22 protein-coding genes are annotated in these 21,714 nt (G+C 42.9%); 10 read left to right on the top strand and 12 right to left on the bottom strand.

All coding sequences use genetic code 11. The features are described from left to right. The first annotated feature begins 94 nt into the window (after nt 1-94). Nucleotides 95-598 (top strand): thiol peroxidase, encoded by a 504-nt coding sequence (tpx, locus tag ABLA76_RS06665; protein ID WP_285810564.1) that lies wholly within the window; start codon nt 95-97, stop codon nt 596-598. Nucleotides 599-839: 241 nt separating this feature from the next. On the opposite strand, the gene tyrR is transcribed toward tpx, so the two are convergent. The 6 genes from tyrR to pspA all read right to left on the bottom strand — a co-directional run bounded on the left by tyrR (nt 840) and on the right by pspA (nt 6,440). After that, nucleotides 840-2,432: a transcriptional regulator TyrR gene (gene tyrR / locus ABLA76_RS06660; protein ID WP_348987337.1), complete on the bottom strand. Its 1,593-nt coding sequence runs from the start codon at nt 2,430-2,432 to the stop codon at nt 840-842. A gap of 135 nt (nt 2,433-2,567) precedes the next feature. Next, nucleotides 2,568-3,644: a YcjF family protein gene (locus ABLA76_RS06655; protein ID WP_348987336.1), complete on the bottom strand. Its 1,077-nt coding sequence runs from the start codon at nt 3,642-3,644 to the stop codon at nt 2,568-2,570. Then, on the bottom strand, nt 3,641-5,038 hold the full coding sequence (locus ABLA76_RS06650; RefSeq protein ID WP_348987335.1) for a YcjX family protein: 1,398 nt from the start codon (nt 5,036-5,038) through the stop codon (nt 3,641-3,643). The genes ABLA76_RS06655 and ABLA76_RS06650 overlap by 4 nt, the downstream gene beginning before the upstream one ends. Nucleotides 5,039-5,148: 110 nt before the next feature. Next, on the bottom strand, nt 5,149-5,511 hold the full coding sequence (gene pspC, locus ABLA76_RS06645; RefSeq protein WP_047769852.1) for an envelope stress response membrane protein PspC: 363 nt from the start codon (nt 5,509-5,511) through the stop codon (nt 5,149-5,151). Beyond that, nucleotides 5,511-5,732, bottom strand: a complete 222-nt coding sequence (gene pspB / locus ABLA76_RS06640) for an envelope stress response membrane protein PspB (RefSeq protein WP_047769854.1) — start codon at nt 5,730-5,732, stop codon at nt 5,511-5,513. The genes pspC and pspB overlap by 1 nt, the downstream gene beginning before the upstream one ends. A 36-nt stretch (nt 5,733-5,768) precedes the next feature. Next, on the bottom strand, nt 5,769-6,440 hold the full coding sequence (gene pspA / locus ABLA76_RS06635; RefSeq protein WP_348987334.1) for a phage shock protein PspA: 672 nt from the start codon (nt 6,438-6,440) through the stop codon (nt 5,769-5,771). Nucleotides 6,441-6,658: 218 nt separating this feature from the next. On the opposite strand from pspA, the gene pspF reads away from it, so the two are divergent. The 7 genes from pspF (at nt 6,659) to fabI (ending at nt 14,320) form a co-directional block, all read left to right on the top strand. Then, nucleotides 6,659-7,666 carry a phage shock protein operon transcriptional activator gene (gene pspF / locus ABLA76_RS06630; RefSeq protein WP_348987333.1) on the top strand — a complete coding sequence of 336 codons (1,008 nt, stop codon included), beginning with the start codon at nt 6,659-6,661 and terminating at the stop codon, nt 7,664-7,666. A gap of 280 nt (nt 7,667-7,946) precedes the next feature. After that, on the top strand, nt 7,947-9,686 hold the full coding sequence (gene sapA / locus ABLA76_RS06625) for an ABC transporter substrate-binding protein SapA (protein ID WP_348987332.1): 1,740 nt from the start codon (nt 7,947-7,949) through the stop codon (nt 9,684-9,686). Beyond that, entirely contained in the window at nt 9,683-10,648 is a 966-nt protein-coding gene (gene sapB, locus ABLA76_RS06620) for a putrescine export ABC transporter permease SapB (protein ID WP_348987331.1), read from the top strand. The genes sapA and sapB overlap by 4 nt, the downstream gene beginning before the upstream one ends. Continuing rightward, a complete protein-coding gene (gene sapC, locus ABLA76_RS06615; RefSeq protein ID WP_348987330.1) occupies nt 10,635-11,522 on the top strand; it encodes a putrescine export ABC transporter permease SapC in 888 nt (295 codons plus the stop codon). Before sapB ends, sapC begins: the two co-directional genes overlap by 14 nt. Further along, nucleotides 11,522-12,514 carry a putrescine export ABC transporter ATP-binding protein SapD gene (sapD, locus tag ABLA76_RS06610; protein WP_047769865.1) on the top strand — a complete coding sequence of 331 codons (993 nt, stop codon included), beginning with the start codon at nt 11,522-11,524 and terminating at the stop codon, nt 12,512-12,514. Before sapC ends, sapD begins: the two co-directional genes overlap by 1 nt. Beyond that, the gene (sapF, locus tag ABLA76_RS06605) at nt 12,515-13,324 is read left to right on the top strand and encodes a putrescine export ABC transporter ATP-binding protein SapF (RefSeq protein ID WP_348987329.1); all 810 of its coding nucleotides are present in this window, start codon (nt 12,515-12,517) and stop codon (nt 13,322-13,324) included. Nucleotides 13,325-13,531: 207 nt separating this feature from the next. After that, nucleotides 13,532-14,320, top strand: a complete 789-nt coding sequence (gene fabI, locus ABLA76_RS06600) for an enoyl-ACP reductase FabI (protein WP_047769869.1) — start codon at nt 13,532-13,534, stop codon at nt 14,318-14,320. A 57-nt stretch (nt 14,321-14,377) separates the two neighbouring features. Here the strand turns inward: fabI and pdxY are convergent, their stop codons facing one another. The 4 genes from pdxY to anmK form a co-directional block, all read right to left on the bottom strand. Further along, a complete protein-coding gene (pdxY, locus tag ABLA76_RS06595; protein ID WP_348987328.1) occupies nt 14,378-15,256 on the bottom strand; it encodes a pyridoxal kinase PdxY in 879 nt (292 codons plus the stop codon). Nucleotides 15,257-15,467: 211 nt separating this feature from the next. Then, complete coding sequence (gene tyrS, locus ABLA76_RS06590) at nt 15,468-16,739, bottom strand: tyrosine--tRNA ligase (protein WP_348987327.1); 1,272 nt, start codon at nt 16,737-16,739, stop codon at nt 15,468-15,470. A gap of 225 nt (nt 16,740-16,964) precedes the next feature. Beyond that, the gene (gene pdxH, locus ABLA76_RS06585) at nt 16,965-17,618 is read right to left on the bottom strand and encodes a pyridoxamine 5'-phosphate oxidase (protein ID WP_348987326.1); all 654 of its coding nucleotides are present in this window, start codon (nt 17,616-17,618) and stop codon (nt 16,965-16,967) included. A gap of 103 nt (nt 17,619-17,721) precedes the next feature. Then, on the bottom strand, nt 17,722-18,831 hold the full coding sequence (gene anmK / locus ABLA76_RS06580; protein WP_348987325.1) for an anhydro-N-acetylmuramic acid kinase: 1,110 nt from the start codon (nt 18,829-18,831) through the stop codon (nt 17,722-17,724). A gap of 295 nt (nt 18,832-19,126) precedes the next feature. On the opposite strand from anmK, the gene ABLA76_RS06575 reads away from it, so the two are divergent. Beyond that, the gene (locus ABLA76_RS06575) at nt 19,127-19,600 is read left to right on the top strand and encodes a glycine zipper 2TM domain-containing protein (protein WP_047769879.1); all 474 of its coding nucleotides are present in this window, start codon (nt 19,127-19,129) and stop codon (nt 19,598-19,600) included. Nucleotides 19,601-19,683: 83 nt separating this feature from the next. Here the strand turns inward: ABLA76_RS06575 and slyA are convergent, their stop codons facing one another. Together slyA and ABLA76_RS06565 are read right to left on the bottom strand one after the other, a co-directional pair. Next, on the bottom strand, nt 19,684-20,121 hold the full coding sequence (gene slyA, locus ABLA76_RS06570; protein WP_348987324.1) for a transcriptional regulator SlyA: 438 nt from the start codon (nt 20,119-20,121) through the stop codon (nt 19,684-19,686). Nucleotides 20,122-20,797: 676 nt separating this feature from the next. Beyond that, nucleotides 20,798-21,037 carry a DUF1289 domain-containing protein gene (locus ABLA76_RS06565; RefSeq protein WP_072059779.1) on the bottom strand — a complete coding sequence of 80 codons (240 nt, stop codon included), beginning with the start codon at nt 21,035-21,037 and terminating at the stop codon, nt 20,798-20,800. 241 nt (nt 21,038-21,278) lie between these two features. Between ABLA76_RS06565 and gloA the strand changes: the two genes are divergently transcribed. After that, the gene (gene gloA, locus ABLA76_RS06560) at nt 21,279-21,686 is read left to right on the top strand and encodes a lactoylglutathione lyase (RefSeq protein WP_348987323.1); all 408 of its coding nucleotides are present in this window, start codon (nt 21,279-21,281) and stop codon (nt 21,684-21,686) included. Nucleotides 21,687-21,714: the final 28 nt, after the last annotated feature.

The raw sequence follows: 21,714 nt of genomic DNA, 5'->3' as shown, positions 1-21,714 counted from the left end.
AGTATTTCATGAATATTGCATCTATTTTTTGTGGGCAAGATCCCACTATTCCTTTACACTGACGGCGTAGTTTACTTTATAGAGGGATTAAACCATGACACAAACAGTCAAGTTTCAAGGTGGTGATATCACCGTTAACGGAGATTTTCCACAAGCAGGTCAGGCAGCAAAAGAATTCACGCTAGTCGCTAAAGATCTCGCTGATGTCACATTGAGCCATTACGCAGGTAAACGTAAAGTGCTTAATATCTTCCCAAGCATTGATACCGGTGTTTGTGCCACATCTGTCCGTAAATTCAACCAACTTGCCAGCGAATTGGACAATACTGTCGTACTGTGCATTTCCGCAGATTTGCCTTTTGCTCAGTCTCGTTTCTGTGGCTCTGAAGGTCTGTCTAATGTTGTCACCCTTTCCACACTGCGTGGCGGGAAATTTCAGGAAGATTACGGCGTTGCAATAAGCGAAGGTCCATTAGGTGGACTAACTGCACGCGCTGTTGTTATTTTGGATGAAAATAACCACGTTATTTATAGCCAATTGGTCGATGAAATCACCAATGAACCTGATTATGACAGCGCATTAGCCGCATTGAAATAATTGTTTTATTATTGCTTTTGTTTTTTCACACAGCAACGCATTTTTTAAAACATAGTCTTTAAAGACTTATTTCCCGGCGACGATAAAATCACAATTAATTATTTTATTGTCGCCAGCTTATTTTATCTATACTCGATAAACTTCAAGTTGCAATCCGCAAGACGACGCGGGGAAATATAACACGCATCTTGAAGTTGGATTGGTATATAAAATATTGTTAAAAGCAGTCATATTTCAGTTATTACTCATCGTCTCCATGATCAACTGAATGTTTCTTACCACTCAGTCCATATTCGCGTAATTTATTGGCTATTGCCGTGTGAGAAACGCCAAGCCGTTTTGCCAGCTTACGCGTACTGGGATAATGACGATAAAGACGTGTCAGTACAGAGCGCTCAAAACGCTTGCTGATTTCATCCAAAGAACCCACCAGAATATCTTCATTAAATGTTACCTCCGCTTCTAGTTCAGGTAACCGGATATCCTGCGGGCTGAGTTTGTTGCTCTCAAGTTGAGTCAATGCCTGATATATCGCATTGCGAAGCTGTCTGACATTACCGGGCCAATGATAACCACACAAAAACTGCTCTAAATCAGCAGAGAACTTAGGTTTTTGTAAGCCCTGTTCTTGCGCAAAACGTGTTACAAAAGAGTCCGTCAATGGCATAATATCCGCCTGACGTTCCCGCAAAGGCGGTAATGTAATGGTTAGGACATTCAGCCGATAATAAAGATCTTCCCGAAACTCGCCTTTTTGTACCAGCTCAATTAAGTTTTTCTGAGTGGCACAAATGATTCTGACATTCACCTTAACTTCATTCTCTTCACCGACACGACGAAATGTTCCATCATTCAAGAAACGAAGTAATTTAGTCTGCATTTGTGGCGACATTTCACCGATTTCATCTAACAAAACCGTACCGCCATTAGCCTGCTCAAAGAATCCTTTTTTGCCTTCCAATGCATTGGGATAGGCTCCCGCTGCATAACCAAACAACTCATTTTCTACAACATCATCCGGCATCGAAGCACAATTCAGCCCAAGAAAAGGCTGTTTTCCCCTTGCACTGCGCAAATGACAGGCTTTAGCAAATTCATCTTTTCCCGTTCCTGTCTCACCGACAAGCAATAAAGGAACGTCGAGCATAGCCATTTTACGGGCCTGCTCAACGATATGAACCATTTTAGGGCTAACAGCAATAATCTGTTCAAAAGCATTATCACCATTTACAGTTAATTTTTTACGTGACGACTCAATATGCACCGTTGGCTGGTGTTCATCAGAACGCAACATAATGACCGCCCCTACACACTTAACCACCTGATTTTCATCTGTTAATTGCATAGAAATAATATCCATCCCATAATCTTGCCCTTTGATGGAGAGTTGTGCTGAATGGGGTTGATGATGCTCACTTTCAAGCCAGCGCAGGAAATTGTAATTGCTAATCAGATGGCCTATGTTTTTTTGGCTGATTTTTTCTTTACTGACACCAAACAAGGCCAAAGCCGCAGAGTTAACCAGTTCAACATTGCCTTTCATGTCAATAGAAAAGATGGGTTCAGGAACCGATTCCAGTAGTGTCCACATCGCCCTATGCTCTTTCTCTGATGGCATAAAGGCAACTGTCCTGACATCAATGACACCATTGATACGACGAATTTCTGCCATCAACTCACGGAAAATATTGAAATCAATTTGAGTAAAATTAAGGTAAATACGACGCGCAGGAGAAATTTCAATTCCTTTCAGGTCAATATTTCGTAAAACCAGTAAATCAAGTAATTCGTGGGTTAACCCGATTCGATCCTGACAAGTCACTTCCAATCGCATTTTTCTGACCTTATTTACACGATGTTCTTAACTGCCTGAATGTTACCCGTTACTCCCCAATAGATGAAGCCCTTGTCAGCAAAAGTTTACAAGAAAATAAAATGTCAATCTGGTATGACAGTTATTATTAATTGGTTACTTTTTTGTTGCATCTTTGGCTGTGTTTTTGTTTTTCATCGGTAACGTACTTTTAAGCTGAGCAAGCAACTGGTGACGAAAATCCTTTAACTTCGGTTTATCGCCATCAATCCACGGCAAAGGCCGACACAATTCCATGGCCTTGATACCCAAACGCGCTGTCAGTAACCCTGCGCCAATCCCTTGTGCTGCGCGTACAGAAAGACGAGCGGCAATGTCCTGTGACAACCAGTCCATACCCACTTCTCTGACTAATTCTGATGCGCCTGCAAAAGCAATATTCAGCAATACTAACCGAAATAAGCGAATGCGGCTGAAATAACCTAATTCAATGCCATAAAGCGCTGCAATACGATTAATGAGACGAATGTTTCTCCACGCAATAAAAGCCATATCCACAATAGCCAATGGACTGACCGCGATCATCAAAGCCGATTCCGCAGCTGAACGGCTGATCTCTTGCCGGGCTTGTGTATCCAGGACAGGCTGAACTAATTGACTGTACAGCATGACAATTTCACGATCATTTTGGGTTTCATGCACGGTAGCCTGCCAACGCTGTAATGCCGGATGTTGTCGCTCAATACCCGCTTGTTCTGCTAATTTTTCACAAAATTGCCTTCCCTTGCCAATGCCGTGACTTTGCAATAGCACTTTCGCAGTATCTCGCTCTTCTGTACGCTGCCGCAAAAGGTAAAGGCGCCGCCATTCTTTTATCACGCTGCCTATTCCCGCGAATACCATCATGCTACCTGCCGCAGCGATCCCCAGCGCAATCCAGTCATGTTGCCGCCATGCCTGGTATATCCACTGAACACATTGAGCAACAACACTAGCCCCCAATAACAGGACAGCACTGATAAAAACTTTTCGCCAAAAACTGCGTTGCGGTTTCAGCGCAGCATTCACTGCACCTTCAAATTCACTTTCCTGCTCCTCCGCTTCCCGCTCTGACATAACCGGATAAAATGCTTTTTCCTGCCCAGTGAATTCTCTTTTTGCTTTTAGGGGTGGTTCGGACGCTGTTTGTACAAGATCGTCAAAATCCATGCGCGGTTTCAACGGTTCGGTCATGTTAATTTATCTCCCAATAAAAATTCCATCACGCTATCCAGGCGAATATGGGGTAACGGTGTGTTGACATTGGCTTGTTTTGGCCGAAATGATTCGAAATTAAACCCCTGTTTCTGCCAGAATTCACTATTCGGCAAGCGCTGTGGCACTTCGCCCGGAAAAAATGTCAATAATTTATCATCTGACAAGCGATTGCCTTTGATGGCAGGGATTTTTTCATCTTTATGCATGACAATGCCGCTCTGCGTTGCCTGAACAGATGCAAGTCCCACACAATCCATGCTGATCCCTTCAAACGCTGCATTTTGCCACGCTTTCTGTACCAAATGCTGTAAAAGTGAAACGAGATTGGCATGTTGATCTGGCGTAATATGATCCGCTTTACTGGCAGCAAACAGCAGTTTATCGATGCAAGGCGAGAATAAACGACGAAACAGGGTTCGCTTACCATAATGAAAACTCTGCATAAGTTGTGTCAATGCAAGCTGCATATCATTGAACGCTTGCGGGCCACTATTCAGTGGTTGCAAGCAATCCACCAGCACAATTTGCCGATCAAAACGCAGAAAATGCTCTTTATAGAACGCCTTAACGATATGCTCACAGTAATAAGCAAAACGCTCACGCAACATACCGATGTTGGTGTGTTTGCCTGCCTTCGCCAATTGCGGCTCGCCAATTTTGTCAATATTCGGCCACGGGAAAAATTGCAACGCGGGTGCTCCCGCCAGATCACCCGGCAAGATAAAACGGCCGGGTTGGATAAAGTGTAAACCTTGCTGTTTACATTGATGCAGGTAGTCCGTATAAGCCTGAGCGATTTTGGCCAGTAAATTTTCATCTGCGGGTGCCAGTGGATCACATTGCTGGCATAACGCTAACCATGACTTAGCCCAATTCGCCCTTTCCCCTTTCAGTAATGCGTGCATATGTCGTGACCATGCCAGATAATTTTGGTCCAGCATGGGTAAATCCAATAACCATTCGCCCGGATAATCGACAATTTCCAGATAAAGGGTAGACGTTTCCTTGAGATAACGAAACAGGGAATCTTCAGAACGATAGCGCAACGCTAAACGTATTTCACTCACACCACGGGTTGGCGTCGGCCAGTTAGGGGGAGAGTCATATAATTCTGCGATGTTTTCATCATAGGTAAAACGAGGCACCCCAAAATCTCGCTGTGGCACCCGCTTCACACCAAGCAAGCGCCCATCGCGCACGGTAGAAAACAGCGGCAATCTGGCGCCACTGTGAACATGCAAAAGTTGGTTTACCAAGGAAGTAATAAATGCGGTTTTTCCACTGCGACTTAATCCTGTTACCGCCAGTCGCAAATGACGGTCCATTCCACGATTAACAAGCGCTGTGAGTTCGTTTTGCAACCGTTTCATGTTTCTCCTAAATGGGAATACTGTGAATTAATCTCATCTGGCCTGTAACCTTGGCAAAATTTAATATTATTTCTGCTGTTACAGGCCGGATCCCATGTTATCCACTACGCTCAGAGCTGGCGGAAACGGCTGCGTACATTGTAAGTATCAGAAGTCACATAGCGTTCCATTTGACGCAAACGGGCTTCGCTTGCCTTCAATTGGTCATCTATTTCGTCTAACATCTTCTGTGCTGATGGCCCTCTATATTTTTCCTCTGCTGAATATCCCGCAGGGGCGGGATCCATGACAAAGGTCAAAATAATATAAGCCAATAGCGTTATGCCAAATAGACCAAAAAACAGTGATAATACCGTGATGGTACGAATAAGCGGAGCGGGTACGTCAAAATAGTCTGCTAACCCGGCACAAACTCCTTTAACTACCCCCTGTTCTGGCAGGCGGTAAAGTTTCCGGCGATATTGATTTGACATTATGACTGTCTCCAATTTGGATGCTCTGCGTCAAGGATATCTTCTAACGTTTTGACCCGTTCTTGCATACGTCTGGCATTCTCGGTCAACTGTTCTAGACGCTGAATTTCACTGTTCCCTAACTGATCCCGATTGCGGTTGCTGTAATGCAGCCACAACCAGATGGGTAAGACAAAAAGCACAAAAATGATCAGCGGGATACCAAGAAATATATAGCCCATTATCTTTCCTTAGTTATGTATGTATGACATATGTCCTCATTGAGGATCTTTGATATTCATTTTAGCTTTCAAGGCCGCTAATTGTGCACTGATTTCATCATCTGCCTTCAATTCTGCAAATTGCTGATCGAGTGATTTCTGTTTACCTAGTCCAAAAGCTTCTGCTTCCGCTTCCATGTGGTCTATCCGACGTTCAAACTGTTCGAAGCGCGTCATTGCCTCATCGATTTTACCACTATCCAACTGACGGCGTACCTGGCGCGAAGAGGCGGCGGCCTGATGACGCAGTGCCAACGATTGTTGTCTCGCACGCGTTTCTGTTAATTTATTTTCCAGTTCAATCACTTCGCCTTTGATGCGTTCCAGCGCCTCATCCAGAATGGATAATTCGTGTGTTAGCGTTTCAACTAAGCTACTGGCTTTCTGTTTTTCAATCAACGCGGCACGCGCTAACTCTTCTTTACCCTTGCTCAGTGCCAGTTCAGCTTTTTCTTGCCAGCCATCGATTTGGTTTTCACCCATGTTGATACGGCGCAAAAGCTGCTTTTTCTCTGCCAGGGTACGGGCGGAAGTCGAGCGGATTTCCACCAGTGTGTCTTCCATTTCCTGAATCATCAAACGGATCATTTTCTGTGGATCTTCTGCTTTATCCAGCAGAGAAGAGATATTGGCATTCACGATATCAGCAAAACGAGAAAAAATACCCATAGTCATAAACCTCTTTCATTAGAATGTATATATGTTATGCCTGTGTATTGTTACATACGGATACAAGATACACGGTAAGGCACTTAACTAAATACAAGATACATGCCAACTTTCTTGCTTTTCTTATCCAATTGAAATTATTGATATAATTTTTTCTTTGCTTTTTTATTGCAATTAGCTAATTTAGTCAGATTAACCAACTTTTGGCGAAAAATACCATGCCTCAGTTCATTGATAACCTATTAGGTGAAGCAAACTGTTTTATTGAAATGTTGGAACAAGTCTCCGCATTAGCGAAGTTGAACAAACCTGTTTTAGTTCTGGGGGAACGAGGAACCGGCAAGGAGTTAATTGCCCGACGCTTACATTACCTTTCTCCACGTTGGCAAGGCCCTTTCATTTCCCTGAACTGTGCCGCACTCAATGAAAATCTGCTTGATTCAGAACTATTTGGTCATGAGGCGGGGGCATTCACGGGGGCCAGTTCAAAACACCAAGGGCGCTTTGAGCGAGCCGACGGCGGAACTTTGTTTCTTGACGAACTCGCTACTGCCCCCATGCAAGTACAGGAAAAATTATTGCGTGTCATTGAATATGGTCACCTGGAGCGTGTTGGCGGTACTCGGGCATTACACGTTGATGTACGTTTGATCTGTGCCACCAACGAAGATTTGCCTGCCATGGCTGCCGGTGGAAAATTCAGGGCTGATTTGCTCGACAGGCTCGCTTTCGACGTGGTTCATATCCCACCACTGCGCCAACGGCAACAGGATATTATGTTACTGGCACAGAATTTTGCGATTCAGATGTGCCGTGAGTTAGATCTGCCATTTTTTCCCGGATTGACTGACGAAGCCAAACAACAGTTACTTTCCTACCACTGGCCTGGAAATGTTCGCGAATTGAAGAATGTCATCGAACGCTCTATTTATCGGCATGGTAGTAGTGAAAATGAATTAAATACGATCATCATCAATCCCTTTTCACCATCACAGCGATCTGCTTCCTCATTCACTGAGAGTGAGATTACCAATGACTCCCTTCCCAATTTACCTCTCGATTTAAGGCAATGGCAAAATGACAGCGAAAAGGGTTTAATCATACAGGCTTTGACAGAAAGTCAATTTCATCAGAAAAAGGCGGCCGACAAACTTCATTTGACTTACCACCAGTTCCGCGGGTTAATCAAGAAACACCGTATTGAAGTTAATGGCAAGATAGAGTAGAGAGAGATAAAAAAGATAGGTAAAAAAGTAGCCGGCACCCGAGCCGGCTAATAAAAATACTGGAAGCAATGTGAGCAATGTCGTGCTTTTTCTGAGATACATACTTGCTATTGCAAAGTGTTTCCCTGAAAGCACATGCGAATGATAATACTTATCAATTACACTTGTAAAGCATTTTATTGAGAACTTTTCTCATTATCGTGATCTGTTCGTTGTTTTTGAGCAGAACGCGTTAATTAAGTTACAATGGCCAAACTCTTTTTTATGACTGACATTTTATATGCGTTATTTGATTTACTGGATTATATTATTGATTTCCGCTCCGACTCTGGCGGCCAAGAATACTGCTCCAGAAATGACTGCGAATCCCATTCCAGAACCAACTAAAATGATCCCAGAATCGAGACCAAACAGTACCTCGGAAAATCTGCCTCATATTTCGGCCTCCTTACGGCAGAACGGTTTTATTTATTGCGTTAATGGCAATTTGAATACGTTTAACCCGCAAATGGCTATCAGCGGCTTGACGGTAGATACACTTGCTGCACAGATTTACAATCGCCTGCTGGGTGTTGATCCTCTTACCTATCGTCTTGTTCCTGAACTGGCTACTGATTGGGAAGTACGGGATAACGGGGCAACTTACCGCCTTTACTTGCGTCATCATGTTGCTTTCCAATCAACCGATTGGTTTACACCAACCCGTGCAATGAACGCGGATGATGTTGTTTTCAGTTTCCGCCGAGTCTTCGATAAGACACATGATTATCATGATGTTAATGGGGGTCACTATCCCTATTTTGACAGTTTACAGTTTGGTGATTCAGTAAAAAATATTCGGAAAATCAACCAATATACGGTCGAATTTCGCCTTAATGCGCCCGATGCTTCTTTTCTCTGGCACCTGGCAACCTACTATGCTCCTATACTGTCTCAGGAATATGCTGAAAAATTGCAGCAAATAAATAGACAGGGGCAAATAGATTGGAAACCGGTCGGAACCGGTCCCTTCATGCTGGAAGATCATCAGATGGACCAATTTATCCGCCTTGTTCGCCATGATAAGTATTGGAAAGGTAAACCACGCATGGAACAGGTGGTTATAGATACTGGCGCGGGCGGCACTGGCCGGATCTCAAAACTACTCACGGGTGAATGTGATGTCCTGGCTTATCCCGATGCTAATCAGTGGAATATTTTGCATGATGATCCAAATCTGCGTCAGACATTACGTTCAGGCATGAATATTGCCTATCTTGCTTTTAATACCAGTAAACCACCACTGGATCAGTTAGCCGTTCGTCAGGCCATTGCTTACGCTATCAATAACCGACGCCTGATGAAATCCATTTACTATGGTACGGCAGAGACAGCGGCTTCTATTTTGCCTCGTGCATCATGGGCGTATGATAATCGCGCTGAAATCACCGAATACAACCCGGAAAAATCCCGCAAGATGTTAAATGAGCTAGGATTAAACGGGTTGGAATTAACTTTATGGGTTCCGACAGCGTCACAATCCTATAACCCAAGCCCTCTGAAAATGGCGGAGCTGATTCAAGCCGATTTGGCACAAGTGGGTATTAAGATGTCTATTCGTCCCGTCGAAGGCCGTTTTCAGGAAAACCAACTCATGGATAAAACCCATGATATGACGCTGGCAGGCTGGTCTACTGATAGCAATGATCCCGATAGTTTTTTCCGCCCATTATTAAGTTGTGCCGCCATTGCGTCGCAAACGAATCTGAGCCGTTGGTGTAACTCAGTTTTTGATAATGCACTTCATGAGGCCTTATTAAATCAACAGCTTGCTTCACGCATCAAAAATTATCATGTTGCACAAGAAATTCTTTCGCAACAATTACCCGTGTTACCCCTGGCTTATTCGATGCGTTTACAAATTTCTCGTTATAACATTCAAGGATTGGTGCTCAGTCCGTTTGGCAATAGTTCCTTTGATAAAGTCTACCGAGAACAGGAAGCCACCGTTCCTGATGAAAATACAAAGGGAAGCAAATGATTATTTATATCCTGCGTCGTTTATTGCTTCTGGTTGTAACGTTGTTTTTTCTTTCATTAATCAGTTTCAGCCTGATGTATTTCACTCCTCATGGTGCCTTAAGTGGTGCATCACTGACAGACGCTTACGTATACTATTTCCGTAGTTTACTTCAATGGGATTTTGGTATTTCCAGAATCAATGGGGAACGGATTATTGAACAGCTGTACACTGTTCTCCCGGCCACGATGGAACTGTGTGTCCTCTCTTTTTCCATGGCATTGTTAATTGGCATCCCTCTTGGGATTATTGCGGGTGTCTGGCGCAATAAAAAAATCGATATCATTATCAGTACGTTCGCCCTATGTGGTTTTTCCATTCCTGTTTTCTGGCTGGCGTTGCTGCTGACTCTGTTTTTTTCACTTTATTTGGGCTGGCTGCCTGTCTCAGGACGTTTTGATTTACTCTACCGGATGGAGCCTGTTACTGGTTCTGCACTGATTGATGCCTGGCTATCAAAGTCACCTTATCGCAATGAAATGATCATGAGTGTTATTCTGCATATGGTTCTGCCCGTTATGACACTGGCCGTTGCTCCTACTACTGAAGTTATCCGTTTGATGCGCAATAGTGCAGAAGAAGTTTCAGGGGCAAATTACATCAAGTCGGCAGCAACACGTGGTTTATCACAGTTAACTATCATTCGTCGCCATTTATTGCATAATGCCTTGCCACCCATCATACCTAAGTTAGGGTTGCAATTTTCAACCATGCTCACATTAGCTATGACGACAGAGCAAGTCTTTAACTGGCCTGGTTTAGGGCGTTGGCTTATCAGCGCTATCCGCCAGCAGGATTATTCCGCCATCTCGGCGGGCGTCATGGTGGTAGGCACGCTGGTTATTTCCGTTAATATTCTGACAGATATTATTGGTGCAATGGCTAATCCCCTGAAGCATAAGGAATGGTATGCCGTTAGATAATTTTTACCGCGAAAAGAAAATGCCGTCGCCATTGAGAGTTATCTGGCGGTTTTTCTATTCAGATATATTAGCAATGACAGGTTTTTATGGGGTGTTAATTTTAATTGCACTGTGCCTGTTGGGCGTTCTTTTCGCCCCATATCGGCTTGACCAACAATTCATGTCCCAACTTATGCCGCCTTCATGGTCGCATCACGGTAATGTCGCCTTTTTCCTTGGAACTGACGATCTCGGTCGTGATATTTTCAGCCGCCTATTAATTGGCACATCTTCCACATTCGGGGGAGCATTGGTGGTCACTGCGGCGTCAGCGATTGTAGGATTAATCATCGGTAGCCTTGCCGGAATGACACATGGTTTGAGATCAGCGGTTATGAACCATATTCTTGACACCTTGCTTTCTATTCCTTCATTACTACTGGCTATTATTGTTGTTGCTTTTGTTGGTGCCAGCCTGCACCATGCCATGATTGCCGTTTTCCTGGCATTGCTGCCAAGAATAATACGTACCGTTTATACGGCTGTGCATGACGAACTGGATAAAGAATACATTATTGCAGCACGTCTGGATGGCGCTTCAAACTACCATATTTTACGTTATGCCGTCCTCCCCAATATCACTGCGGTAATAGTCAGTGAATTAACCCGTACCCTCTCTATCGCTATTCTTGATATTGCCGCATTGGGGTTTCTCAACCTTGGAGCACAGCTACCATCCCCCGAATGGGGAGCTATGCTGGGAGATTCATTAGAATTGATCTATGCTGCCCCCTGGACTGTTATGTTACCCGGAGCAGCAATTATGTTCAGCGTTTTGCTGGTCAACTTACTGGGTGATGGGCTGCACCGCGCTATTAACGCAGGAGTCGAATGATGCCATTACTTGATATTCGAAACCTCACCATTGAATTCATGACGGCAGAAGGTCCCGTCAAAGCTGTTGACCGAATGAGTATTTCACTGGCAGAAGGTGAAATATTAGGTTTGGCTGGTGAATCAGGATCAGGCAAAAGTTTGATTGCCAAAGCGATTTGTGGCGTCACGAAAGATAACCTCAAAGTAACCGCAGATCGTTTCCGTTTTAACGACATTGATTTATTACGCCTGACACCACGGCAACGGCGTAAGGTCATTGGGCACAACATTTCAATGATTTTTCAGGAGCCACAGTCATGTCTTGATCCATCAGAAAATATTGGTAAACAGATTACTCAATCTATTCCCGGGTGGACGTATAAAGGCCGTTGGTGGCAGAGGTTTAATTGGCGAAAACGCCGCGCAATTGAGTTGTTGCACCGTGTTGGTATTAAAGATCACTCTGACATTATGCGCAGTTACCCTTATGAATTAACAGAAGGTGAATGTCAAAAAGTGATGATTGCCATTGCACTTGCCAACCAGCCGCGATTGCTGATTGCCGACGAACCGACCAATGCAATGGAGCCAACGACCCAGGCACAAATATTCCGTTTGCTGTCGAGCCTCAATCAGAACAACAACATGACTATTCTGTTAATCAGTCATGACCTGCAAATGATGAGTAAACTGGTCAAACGCATCAATGTGCTGTATTGCGGTCAGACAGTGGAAAGCGCTACACCGGATGAGTTGCTGGTGAAACCTTACCATCCCTATACGCAAGCGCTGATCCGTTCAATTCCTGATTTTGGCAGCCCGTTACCACACAAAAGCCGGTTAAACACGCTGTCTGGCGTTATTCCATCACTGGAACATTTGCCGGTAGGTTGCCGTTTGGGACCACGTTGCCCTTATGCACAAAAAACCTGTATTGCAACCCCACGGCTACGGGTGATTAAGAGCCATGCATTCGCCTGCCATTTCCCTTTGAATATGGAGGAACCGTAATTGATTGAGACATTGCTGGAAGTTAAAAACCTGACTAAAACATTTCGCTATCGAACCGGGCTATTTCACCGTCATCAACTTGACGCCGTAAAACCAGTGAGCTTTACCCTGCAACCCAAAAAAACTCTGGCTATCCTTGGTGCAAATGGTTCCGGTAAATCTACACTCGCGAGAATGTTATCAGGGGTTATTGAACCGAGTTCAGGTGAAATTCTGATTAACGGTCATAGGCTGTCTTACGGGGATTATAGCTACCGCAGCCAGCGCATTCGCATGATTTTTCAAGATCCCAGCACATCACTGAATCCTCGCCAACGCATTGGTCAGATTCTGGATATGCCGTTAATTTTGAATACGAAATTATCTCCCGCCGAACGGGAAAAACGTATCAACCAAACATTGCGTCAAGTTGGTTTACTGCCAGATCATGCCAATTATTACCCACATATGCTCGCATCAGGGCAAAAACAGCGTGTGGCCTTGGCACGGGCCCTAATATTGCAACCACAGATCATTGTTGCAGACGAAGCCCTGGCATCCCTTGATATGTCGATGCGTTCCCAAATCATCAACTTGATGCTGGAATTACAGGAAAAACACGGTATTTCATATATCTATGTCACCCAGCATCTCGGTATGATGAAACATATCAGTGATCACGTGCTGGTAATGCATCAAGGAGAAGTTGTCGAGCGTGGCAATACAGCGGAGGTTCTGGCTTCTCCGCTGCATGATATTACACGCAAATTGATAGCCAGTCATTTTGGTGAAGCCCTGTCTGCTGAAGCATGGCGACAGGATATCACCTAATGTTTTTATTGGATGTATTGTAATCACTGATCGGAACAGCATGGGAAACTCACCACATTTTCCTCCGGCATGGTAGAATCATCCCCCGTTTATTCACCATAAATACCGCAGTTATGGTTAGAGATTTATTATCTCTGTTCATCCATGACTTTTGGTGTTTGATCACAAAGAACAATTTTGATCATAAAGAACAATAAGGATACTGCTATGGGTTTCATGACCGGCAAGCGCATTCTCATTACTGGCGTCGCCAGCAAACTGTCTATTGCTTATGGAATTGCCAAGGCAATGCACGATCAAGGAGCTGAGCTGGCTTTCACTTACCAAAATGACAAGTTGAAACCTCGTGTCGAAGAATTCGCTGCATCACTGAATTCAGATATCGTTCTGCCATGTGACGTGGCTGAAGATGAAAGTATCGACGCATTGTTCGTTGAATTAGGCAAAGTATGGCCTAAATTCGATGGTTTTGTTCACTCTATTGGTTATGCGCCGGCTGACCAGCTTGATGGTGATTATGTTAACGCAGTTAGCCGTGAAGGTTTCAAAATTGCACACGACATCAGCGCATACAGCTTTGTCGCCATGGCGAAAGTCTGCCGTACCATGCTGAATCCGGGTTCTGCCCTGCTCACCTTGAGTTATTTGGGGGCCGAGCGCGCAATTCCTAACTATAACGTCATGGGGCTGGCGAAAGCTTCTTTGGAAGCAAACGTGCGTTATATGGCAAATGCAATGGGTACTGAAGGTGTTCGTGTTAATGGTATCTCTGCTGGCCCAATCCGTACTCTGGCAGCTTCTGGTATCAAAGATTTCCGTAAGATGCTGGCACACTGTGAAGCGGTTACACCTATTCGCCGCACGGTGACAACAGAGGATGTCGGTAATGCGGCTGCCTTCTTGTGTTCAGATCTGGCTGGTGGTATCAGCGGTGAGATCTTACATGTTGATGGTGGCTTCAGCATTGCGGCCATGAATGAGTTAGAGTTAAAGTAATGGTATGTTAAAAACAGTGCCATCCATAAAAATTATGGGTGGCACTGTTTTTTATTATTAATCTATTCTGACAGCATGAAATTGATGTTCTGGAGTCACTATTCTATCTTGTGCGGCAACAATCTGTAATTCATATTCCCCACTCTTTTGCGTTTCCAGCATCACTTCGTAGACCGCAGCTGCAACATGTTCTAAAGCAGCTTGTACTGCTCCATTTGTCAAAGAAGGGTTTTTCAATAGATTGGCAAGAAACAAACCACTCGTTAAATCACCAACACCAACGGGTTGACGTGCCCCTGTATCAATTAATGGACGGCTAACGTGCCAACTATGTTCTTTAGTTACCAAAAGCATTTCAAAACAATCGGCCTGATAACCTGCTCGACTCAAATGCTTAACCAATACAATCTTGGGACCTTTGTCACATAACTCACGCGCAGCCAATATAGCTTGTTCTACGCTACCAATTTTCCGCATAGCCAATGTTTCAAGTTCCAACAAATTAGGTGCAATAACATCACTGGCAGGTAGGGCTTTATCACATAAAAATTCTGCAACGCCTGGAGCAACTATGCATCCTTTTTCTGGATGCCCCATGACAGGGTCACAGAAATACCATGCCTCAGGGTTGGCTTCTTTAACCCGCTTCACAATATCAAGGATATAATTTCCCTGCTCCGCAGAACCAATATAACCACTCAGGACTGCATTACAGGATGCGAGTTTATTTATTTCACCTATTCCCTGCACGATTTCAGTCAAATGTTCCGGCGGCATTACACAACCACGCCATTGAGGATATTGGGTATGGTTTGAAAATTGAACCGTATTTAATGCCCATACGTTCACCCCCATACGCCGCATCGGAAAAACAGCAGCACTGTTTCCGGCATGACCAAAGACAACATGAGACTGAATTGAAAGAACATTATTCATGATAATACCTGGTTTATTATTTTTAATTTATGAATATACCAATCCAACTTCAAGATGCGTGTTATATTTCCCCGCGCAGCGGGGAAATATAAGGCCTCGCGTCGTTTTGCGGATTGCAACTTGAAGTTTATCGAGTATAGATAATATTTATAAAGACATCAGATACATTAAGGGCAACATTATCGTTGCCCTTAATAATAATATTAGTTAATTATTTCCAATTGATAAGGCAATAATGTTTCTTACCACGGCGTAATAAGCTATAACGCCCAAATAAACAGTCATTATCCGTAAATACATACATCGGTTCAGATTGTTTTTCACCGTTGATGGAAACCGCATTAGAGCTGATCATGGTACGAGCCTGCCCACGGGAAGGAACAAATTCGGCGGTAACCAGTGCTTGTTGCAGATCCCCACCTTTTTCAAATTCTATTGTCGGCATTCCATCTTGTGCCAATTGAGCGAAATCTTCTTCGGTCAAATCAGCAATCGCCCCTGAGAATAAACTCTCAGTGATACGTTTCGCTGCTGCAAGCCCTTCTTCGCCATGCACCAGACCAGTAACTTGTTCTGCCAGTACATATTGAGCACGCGGAGCTTTACCGCTGTTCTTATCTTCTTCTTCCAGCGCATTAATTTCCTCAATGCTCATGAAAGTAAAGAGTTTCAGGAAACGGTAAACATCCGCATCTGCTGTGTTAATCCAGAACTGGTAAAATTTGTACGGACTCGTTTTTTTCGGATCCAACCAAACTGCTCCACCCTCTGTCTTACCAAATTTAGTTCCGTCTGATTTGGTGATAAGTGGAACAGTCATACCAAACACTTGTTTCTGGTTTAAGCGACGCGTCAAATCGATACCTGAAGTAATGTTGCCCCATTGGTCTGATCCACCAATCTGTAATTCAACACCATATTCTCTATTCAAATTTGCAAAGTCATATGACTGCAACAGGTTATAGGAAAACTCAGTGTACGAAATACCAACATCATCACGGTTAAGGCGTTGCTTTACTGCTTCTTTGTTGATCATCTGGTTTACAGAAAAATGTTTACCAATATCACGCAGGAAGGTCAGCACATCCATTTGACCAAACCAATCGTAGTTATTGGCTAACTCTGCACCATTTTCACCATTGAAACTCAGGAACGGAGAAACCTGGTTACGAATTTTCTCAACCCACTCTTTGACCGTTTCCCCTGTATTCAATTTGCGTTCAGTTGCTTTAAAGCTTGGATCACCAATCAAACCTGTCGCCCCACCAACCAATGCAATCGGTTTGTGCCCAGCAAGTTGGAATCGTTTTAAACACAGCAAGGGAACCAGATGGCCCAAATGCAAGCTGTCAGCGGTAGGATCGAAGCCACAATAGAGAGAAACCGGATCTTGCGTCAGTCTCTCAGCTAACGCCTCTTCATCCGTTACCTGGGCAACAAGGCCCCGCTCTTGCAGTTGTTTAATCAGGTTATTGCTAGACATTAATGACTCCATCAGTTTGTATATTTTGCTTATATTTCTATACTCTTCTTTCACGCTGCCGCTTTGTTAGCTACGCTGCAACTTGAAGCCTATTGGGTATATAAGCATCTCGTGATAAATCAAGTGCTATAGCATAAAACGCCAGTTATATAAGTGCCAGTATTAAAAACAGTAATTATTCCCCTTACTTTGCAAATCACTGCCTGATTGGCTGTAATTTGCAACTTAAGGAGCTAAACGGTCAACATTCCATTTATCACCATCACGTTGATACAGGAAACGATCATGAAGACGATGGGTTCCGCCCTGCCAAAATTCAACGGAGTCAAATTTGACCTTGAATCCGCCCCAAAAACTCGGAAGAGGAACTTCACCATTCTGGAATTTCTGTTTCAACTCCAAAAACTTCCCTTCCAAAATGCTTCTGGCTGAAATCTTTGAGGATTGCTGAGAAGCCCAGGCTGCAATTTGGCTATCCTTCGGACGGCTGTGAAAATACTTTACAACCTCAACCGGAGACAAGCGCTCTGCTCTGCCGAGAAAACTGACCTGTCGTTCCAATTGATACCAGGGAAAGTGGAGACTGATCCGGTTATTCTGGGCCAGATGTTTTGCCTTACGACTGCCAAGATTGGTGTAGAATATCAGGTTATTAGCATCAAAATGTTTTAATAGAACAATGCGTTGATATGGTTGCCCATGCTCATCGACTGTAGCAATACACATTGCCGTCGGATCGCTGAGATTAGCTTCACAAGCCTGCTTTAGCCAACGTTCAAAAAGTTCAATCGGTTCTTCAGTAAGATCTTTTCGCCTTAATCCACCACGTATATATTCACGGCGCAATTCTGCAATATTTGCTTCATTATTTTCTGACATTTCTAACTCTCGATTTATTAATGCGTATTAGCATATCATTGTTATCTGTTAGCTAACTGTCTTCTAATAATGATCATCTGTTCACTGACCATTATCCAATCCATTATCTGACAACCGGGTAAATTGCCCCTAAAATCGTTTCTCTATCCGCACCTGTGACTGACGGTAAATTACCAGTCAATCCAGACATTGTTCGGAATGCCAGCCAGGCAAATGCCAGAGCTTCCATGTCGTCACCACTCAAACCATATTTGTCTGTCGTAGTCACTTCAACTCCAGGCAATAAAGCCGATAACCGACTCATCACGAATGGATTACGCGCCCCGCCGCCACAGACCAAAAGACGATCACATCCACCACTCAGCATAACTTGCTGGGCAATGCTTACAGCCGTGAGTTCAGCTAATGTGGCTTGCACATCCTCTGGGGCAACTTCAGGGAAATCAGCTAACTGTTTTTCCAACCATGTCATATTAAAATATTCACGCCCAGTACTTTTTGGTGCCGTTCGTACGAAATAGGGATCAGAAAGCATTTTCTGGAGCAAAGATTCATTAACAGTACCTTCACTGGCCCACTGCGCATCTTTGTCATAAGGCAACTGCTTATGCTGCCATGTCCAAGCATCCATCAACATATTGCCGGGTCCGGTATCATATCCTTTAACGGCTAAGTTAGGCAGAAGAGCTGAAATATTGGCTATTCCACCAATGTTTAAAATGATACGCCTTTCTGTCGGATGGCCCAATACAGCCATATGAAATGCGGGGACTAAAGGAGCTCCCTGCCCACCATATGCCATGTCACGCCGTCTGAAATCACCGACCGTTGTAATATTGGTAAGTGCTGCTACACGGTTATTGTCACCAATTTGCATGGTAAAAGGTTTTTCACCATCCGGCTCATGCCATACCGTCTGCCCATGACATCCGATTGCTATAATATCATTTGCAGTCAGCCCTGCTTTATTCAGTAATCCTTGAACAGCTTTTGCAAAGAGAGTGCCAAGCTCATAGTCAAATTTTCCGACCATTGATAATGTCGTTTGCTGCCCTTGACAAATAGATAGCAATTTTTGCTTAAGCTCCTGCGGAAAAGGATGGCTATAACTCACTTGTTGAGTAACAATTTTATCACTAATCTCCGCCAAAATAACATCAACCCCATCCATGCTGGTGCCAGACATCACACCAATATAACGTCCTGACTTCATAAATACTCCTCTATTAAATAATGGATAACATTTAACATGTGGATTACATTTAATCTTGCGTAAACTATAAAACACATCTATTCGGAATATATATGTTTAATGATCATTGTCAGAGATAAAATCTGAGTTTTGGAAAGCTCTTCACAAAACATGCTAAACTTTTGGTCAGGAAGTATTCCTTTCAGAGTTCATCGTGAACATTTATTATATGTAAATATGCATTATTAGTAGCCGAACAACTGGTGATAAGTTTATTCTCAAGCTTCACTATCGGGCATTAAAATTAGGAGTGATTATGTTAAAACGTTTCCTGGTTGGCGCAGTTGTAGTAACCACGTTGTCTGGCTGTGCAGACATGGGAGCACTTTCTAGTGATACTTACTCTATTGGTCAAGCCAAACAAGCTCAGACTGTGACTTATGGCACCATTCTATCTGTACGTCCCATCACAATTAAAGGTAAGCAAGCTGGTGATCCTAATATGCTAGGCCTCATTGGTGGTGCTGTTTTGGGAGGACTGCTGGGTAATACAGTTGGTGATGGTTCTGGTCAAAGGCTTGCCACCGCTGCGGGTGCTATTGCTGGCGGTCTGGCTGGTCAAAGAATCGAAGGTGCTTTAGACCAAACGAAAGGTATTGAACTAGAAATTCGTATGGACAGCGGAAAAAACGCCATCGTAGTACAAAAGTCAGACAACACCGTATTCAGCAAAGGGCAACGTGTCAGGATCGCAAACAGCGGAGATTCTTTGACTGTATCACCACTCTAAAATGTTCAAATAACGCAAGATAAAAAATCGCGGTTTACCAGTAACAAGATCTGGGCCGCGATTTTATTCTTATAGATTAACTTTTATATTACCTGTTTGTGCAATTGGTTAATATTTTTTTCAATTTTCTTTATTACAGAAGCAAGCAGAATTAACTCATCATGAGTAATTCCCTCCAAAATTTCTTTTCTTGTCGAACCAATAACACTATCCACTTCTTTAATAAAGTTTTCCGATTCTTTGGTTAATTTGATTCTTTTTGCACGTCGATCATTGGCACATGTGTGGCGTGTAATCAATTTCTTTTCTTCTAATTGATCAAGCGTTCTCACCAAAGAGGGTTGCTCAATACCAATAGCTTTTGCAAGCTGTATCTGGGATTGCTCTGGTGGTAGTTGACTAATATTGTATAGAGTCACCCAATGCGTCTGAGTTAATTTCAACGGTTTCAAACGATGATCAATTAAAGCGCGCCAGATACGGACTAAACGTGCCAGATCTGATCCCAATGTCAATTCCAATTACCCCTCCTTATAATTAGAGACTCATATAACATCAATGAATTATCCAATCAGTTTATTCATGTGAATAATGGATACGCACTCTATATCATGCTTACATTAGCAGAGTCAGCAATTTCGCTAATTACCTAATTAGTATCGCGTTAGCTTGTTACTTAAAGTTGACATCTTCTTCGCTCTAAAGAGCGACATTGTACGGCGCACCGAATAAAATCGCGCATTAATCCACCAACGATATAAACTGCATAAAATAATCCTTCAACTAAACTAGTGTAAGTTTAAATCTCAACAAAAAAATACAATCCCCCCAAATATATACATTTTCACTCGGTTAAAGTTCTATAAGAATAACCGCCATCCAAATACTAATCTATATATTTTTACATTAATATCATTTTTCTCTTACAGAGATTGATAACATTAAAATAAATAACATAAAAAACAACAAGATAACAAAATAGCCTCTTTTTTGTTCAATAAATAATTCTTTAATAAGAAATTTTTACTGAAATGATTAAGATAGACAACAGAAGTGATATTTTTAAATGACTTATGTCAAATAAAAGAAATGTAATATAAATAATATCTCATTTATGGCTAGTAATATTTTTATTTTTGCGCTCATCCTAAACTATAATTCATATAAATGAGATTTTTTAGCCAATTCAGAGTGGATTTAAAATAAATCCGGTTGTCTTGGAATAATATTTCTTTCCTCTTCCTTCTTTCTCAGACCTCTTAGCTTTCTCTGATGACATAACCGCAATATTTCTCTTTTTTCACTATCCGATGCTTTCATCCATATAAATCGCTCTTCCCTACTACGATAACATCCCCGGCAAAAACCACGGGGATCAGATTCACAAACTCCCCGACAAGGGTTTGGAATAGCAAAAAATTCTAATTGTTTAGCCATCTCATTCCCCTATATCCAGGTTTGTCAAGCATTCCCATAATAAGGCCATTTATTGACCAGTATAAACTTTCTCCCCGTCATTTCAAAATAAAATGGTAGCAACTTAAAGCTAAGTAAACCGGATAATTTGAATTTTTTGATCTATACACGTTATATTAACCAGACATATGCAGATATGTGCGCAAAGTTTTTGTAATAAAGCTATATTTCGCAATAAAACTATAAAGATCAAGAGGTAATCATGCGTTTACTCCACACTATGATCCGTGTTGGCAACATGCAGCGCTCAATTGATTTCTATACTCAGGTCATGGGTATGCGTTTACTTCGTACCAGCGAAAATCCAGAGTATAAGTATTCTCTCGCGTTTGTTGGTTACACCGATGAAAGTCAAGGCGCAGTTATTGAGCTAACTTATAACTGGGATGTTGAAAACTACGAAATGGGAACCGCATTTGGACATATCGCCTTAGGTGTTGATGATGTTGCGGCAACCTGTGAACGCATCAAGCTTGCTGGAGGGAAAGTAGTTCGCGAAGCAGGGCCAGTTAAAGGTGGAACAACCGTCATTGCATTCGTTGAAGATCCTGATGGCTATAAGATTGAACTCATCGGAAATTCAAGTGCCAGCCATGCATTAGGCAACTAACCCTATCAATAACGCGATGCTCGACTTT

The sequence above is a fragment of the Xenorhabdus sp. SGI240 genome, from assembly GCF_040081915.1.
In the GTDB taxonomy this organism is placed as follows: Bacteria; Pseudomonadota; Gammaproteobacteria; order Enterobacterales; family Enterobacteriaceae; genus Xenorhabdus; species Xenorhabdus bakwenae.
The sequence above is the reverse complement of the archived record's forward strand: the minus strand, read 5'-3'. Positions and strand labels throughout refer to the sequence as shown.

Excerpts from the sequence above, each read along its gene's own strand:
- tpx (WP_285810564.1), top strand. The coding sequence starts at position 95 with ATGACACAAACAGTCAAGTTTCAAGGTGGTGATATCACCGTTAACGGA.
- tyrR (WP_348987337.1), bottom strand. The coding sequence starts at position 2,432 with ATGCGATTGGAAGTGACTTGTCAGGATCGAATCGGGTTAACCCACGAA.
- ABLA76_RS06655 (WP_348987336.1), bottom strand. The coding sequence starts at position 3,644 with ATGACCGAACCGTTGAAACCGCGCATGGATTTTGACGATCTTGTACAA.
- ABLA76_RS06650 (WP_348987335.1), bottom strand. The coding sequence starts at position 5,038 with ATGAAACGGTTGCAAAACGAACTCACAGCGCTTGTTAATCGTGGAATG.
- pspC (WP_047769852.1), bottom strand. The coding sequence starts at position 5,511 with ATGTCAAATCAATATCGCCGGAAACTTTACCGCCTGCCAGAACAGGGG.
- pspB (WP_047769854.1), bottom strand. The coding sequence starts at position 5,732 with ATGGGCTATATATTTCTTGGTATCCCGCTGATCATTTTTGTGCTTTTT.
- pspA (WP_348987334.1), bottom strand. The coding sequence starts at position 6,440 with ATGGGTATTTTTTCTCGTTTTGCTGATATCGTGAATGCCAATATCTCT.
- pspF (WP_348987333.1), top strand. The coding sequence starts at position 6,659 with ATGCCTCAGTTCATTGATAACCTATTAGGTGAAGCAAACTGTTTTATT.
- sapA (WP_348987332.1), top strand. The coding sequence starts at position 7,947 with ATGCGTTATTTGATTTACTGGATTATATTATTGATTTCCGCTCCGACT.
- sapB (WP_348987331.1), top strand. The coding sequence starts at position 9,683 with ATGATTATTTATATCCTGCGTCGTTTATTGCTTCTGGTTGTAACGTTG.
- sapC (WP_348987330.1), top strand. The coding sequence starts at position 10,635 with ATGCCGTTAGATAATTTTTACCGCGAAAAGAAAATGCCGTCGCCATTG.
- sapD (WP_047769865.1), top strand. The coding sequence starts at position 11,522 with ATGCCATTACTTGATATTCGAAACCTCACCATTGAATTCATGACGGCA.
- fabI (WP_047769869.1), top strand. The coding sequence starts at position 13,532 with ATGGGTTTCATGACCGGCAAGCGCATTCTCATTACTGGCGTCGCCAGC.
- pdxY (WP_348987328.1), bottom strand. The coding sequence starts at position 15,256 with ATGAATAATGTTCTTTCAATTCAGTCTCATGTTGTCTTTGGTCATGCC.
- tyrS (WP_348987327.1), bottom strand. The coding sequence starts at position 16,739 with ATGTCTAGCAATAACCTGATTAAACAACTGCAAGAGCGGGGCCTTGTT.
- pdxH (WP_348987326.1), bottom strand. The coding sequence starts at position 17,618 with ATGTCAGAAAATAATGAAGCAAATATTGCAGAATTGCGCCGTGAATAT.
- anmK (WP_348987325.1), bottom strand. The coding sequence starts at position 18,831 with ATGAAGTCAGGACGTTATATTGGTGTGATGTCTGGCACCAGCATGGAT.
- ABLA76_RS06575 (WP_047769879.1), top strand. The coding sequence starts at position 19,127 with ATGTTAAAACGTTTCCTGGTTGGCGCAGTTGTAGTAACCACGTTGTCT.
- ABLA76_RS06565 (WP_072059779.1), bottom strand. The coding sequence starts at position 21,037 with ATGGCTAAACAATTAGAATTTTTTGCTATTCCAAACCCTTGTCGGGGA.
- gloA (WP_348987323.1), top strand. The coding sequence starts at position 21,279 with ATGCGTTTACTCCACACTATGATCCGTGTTGGCAACATGCAGCGCTCA.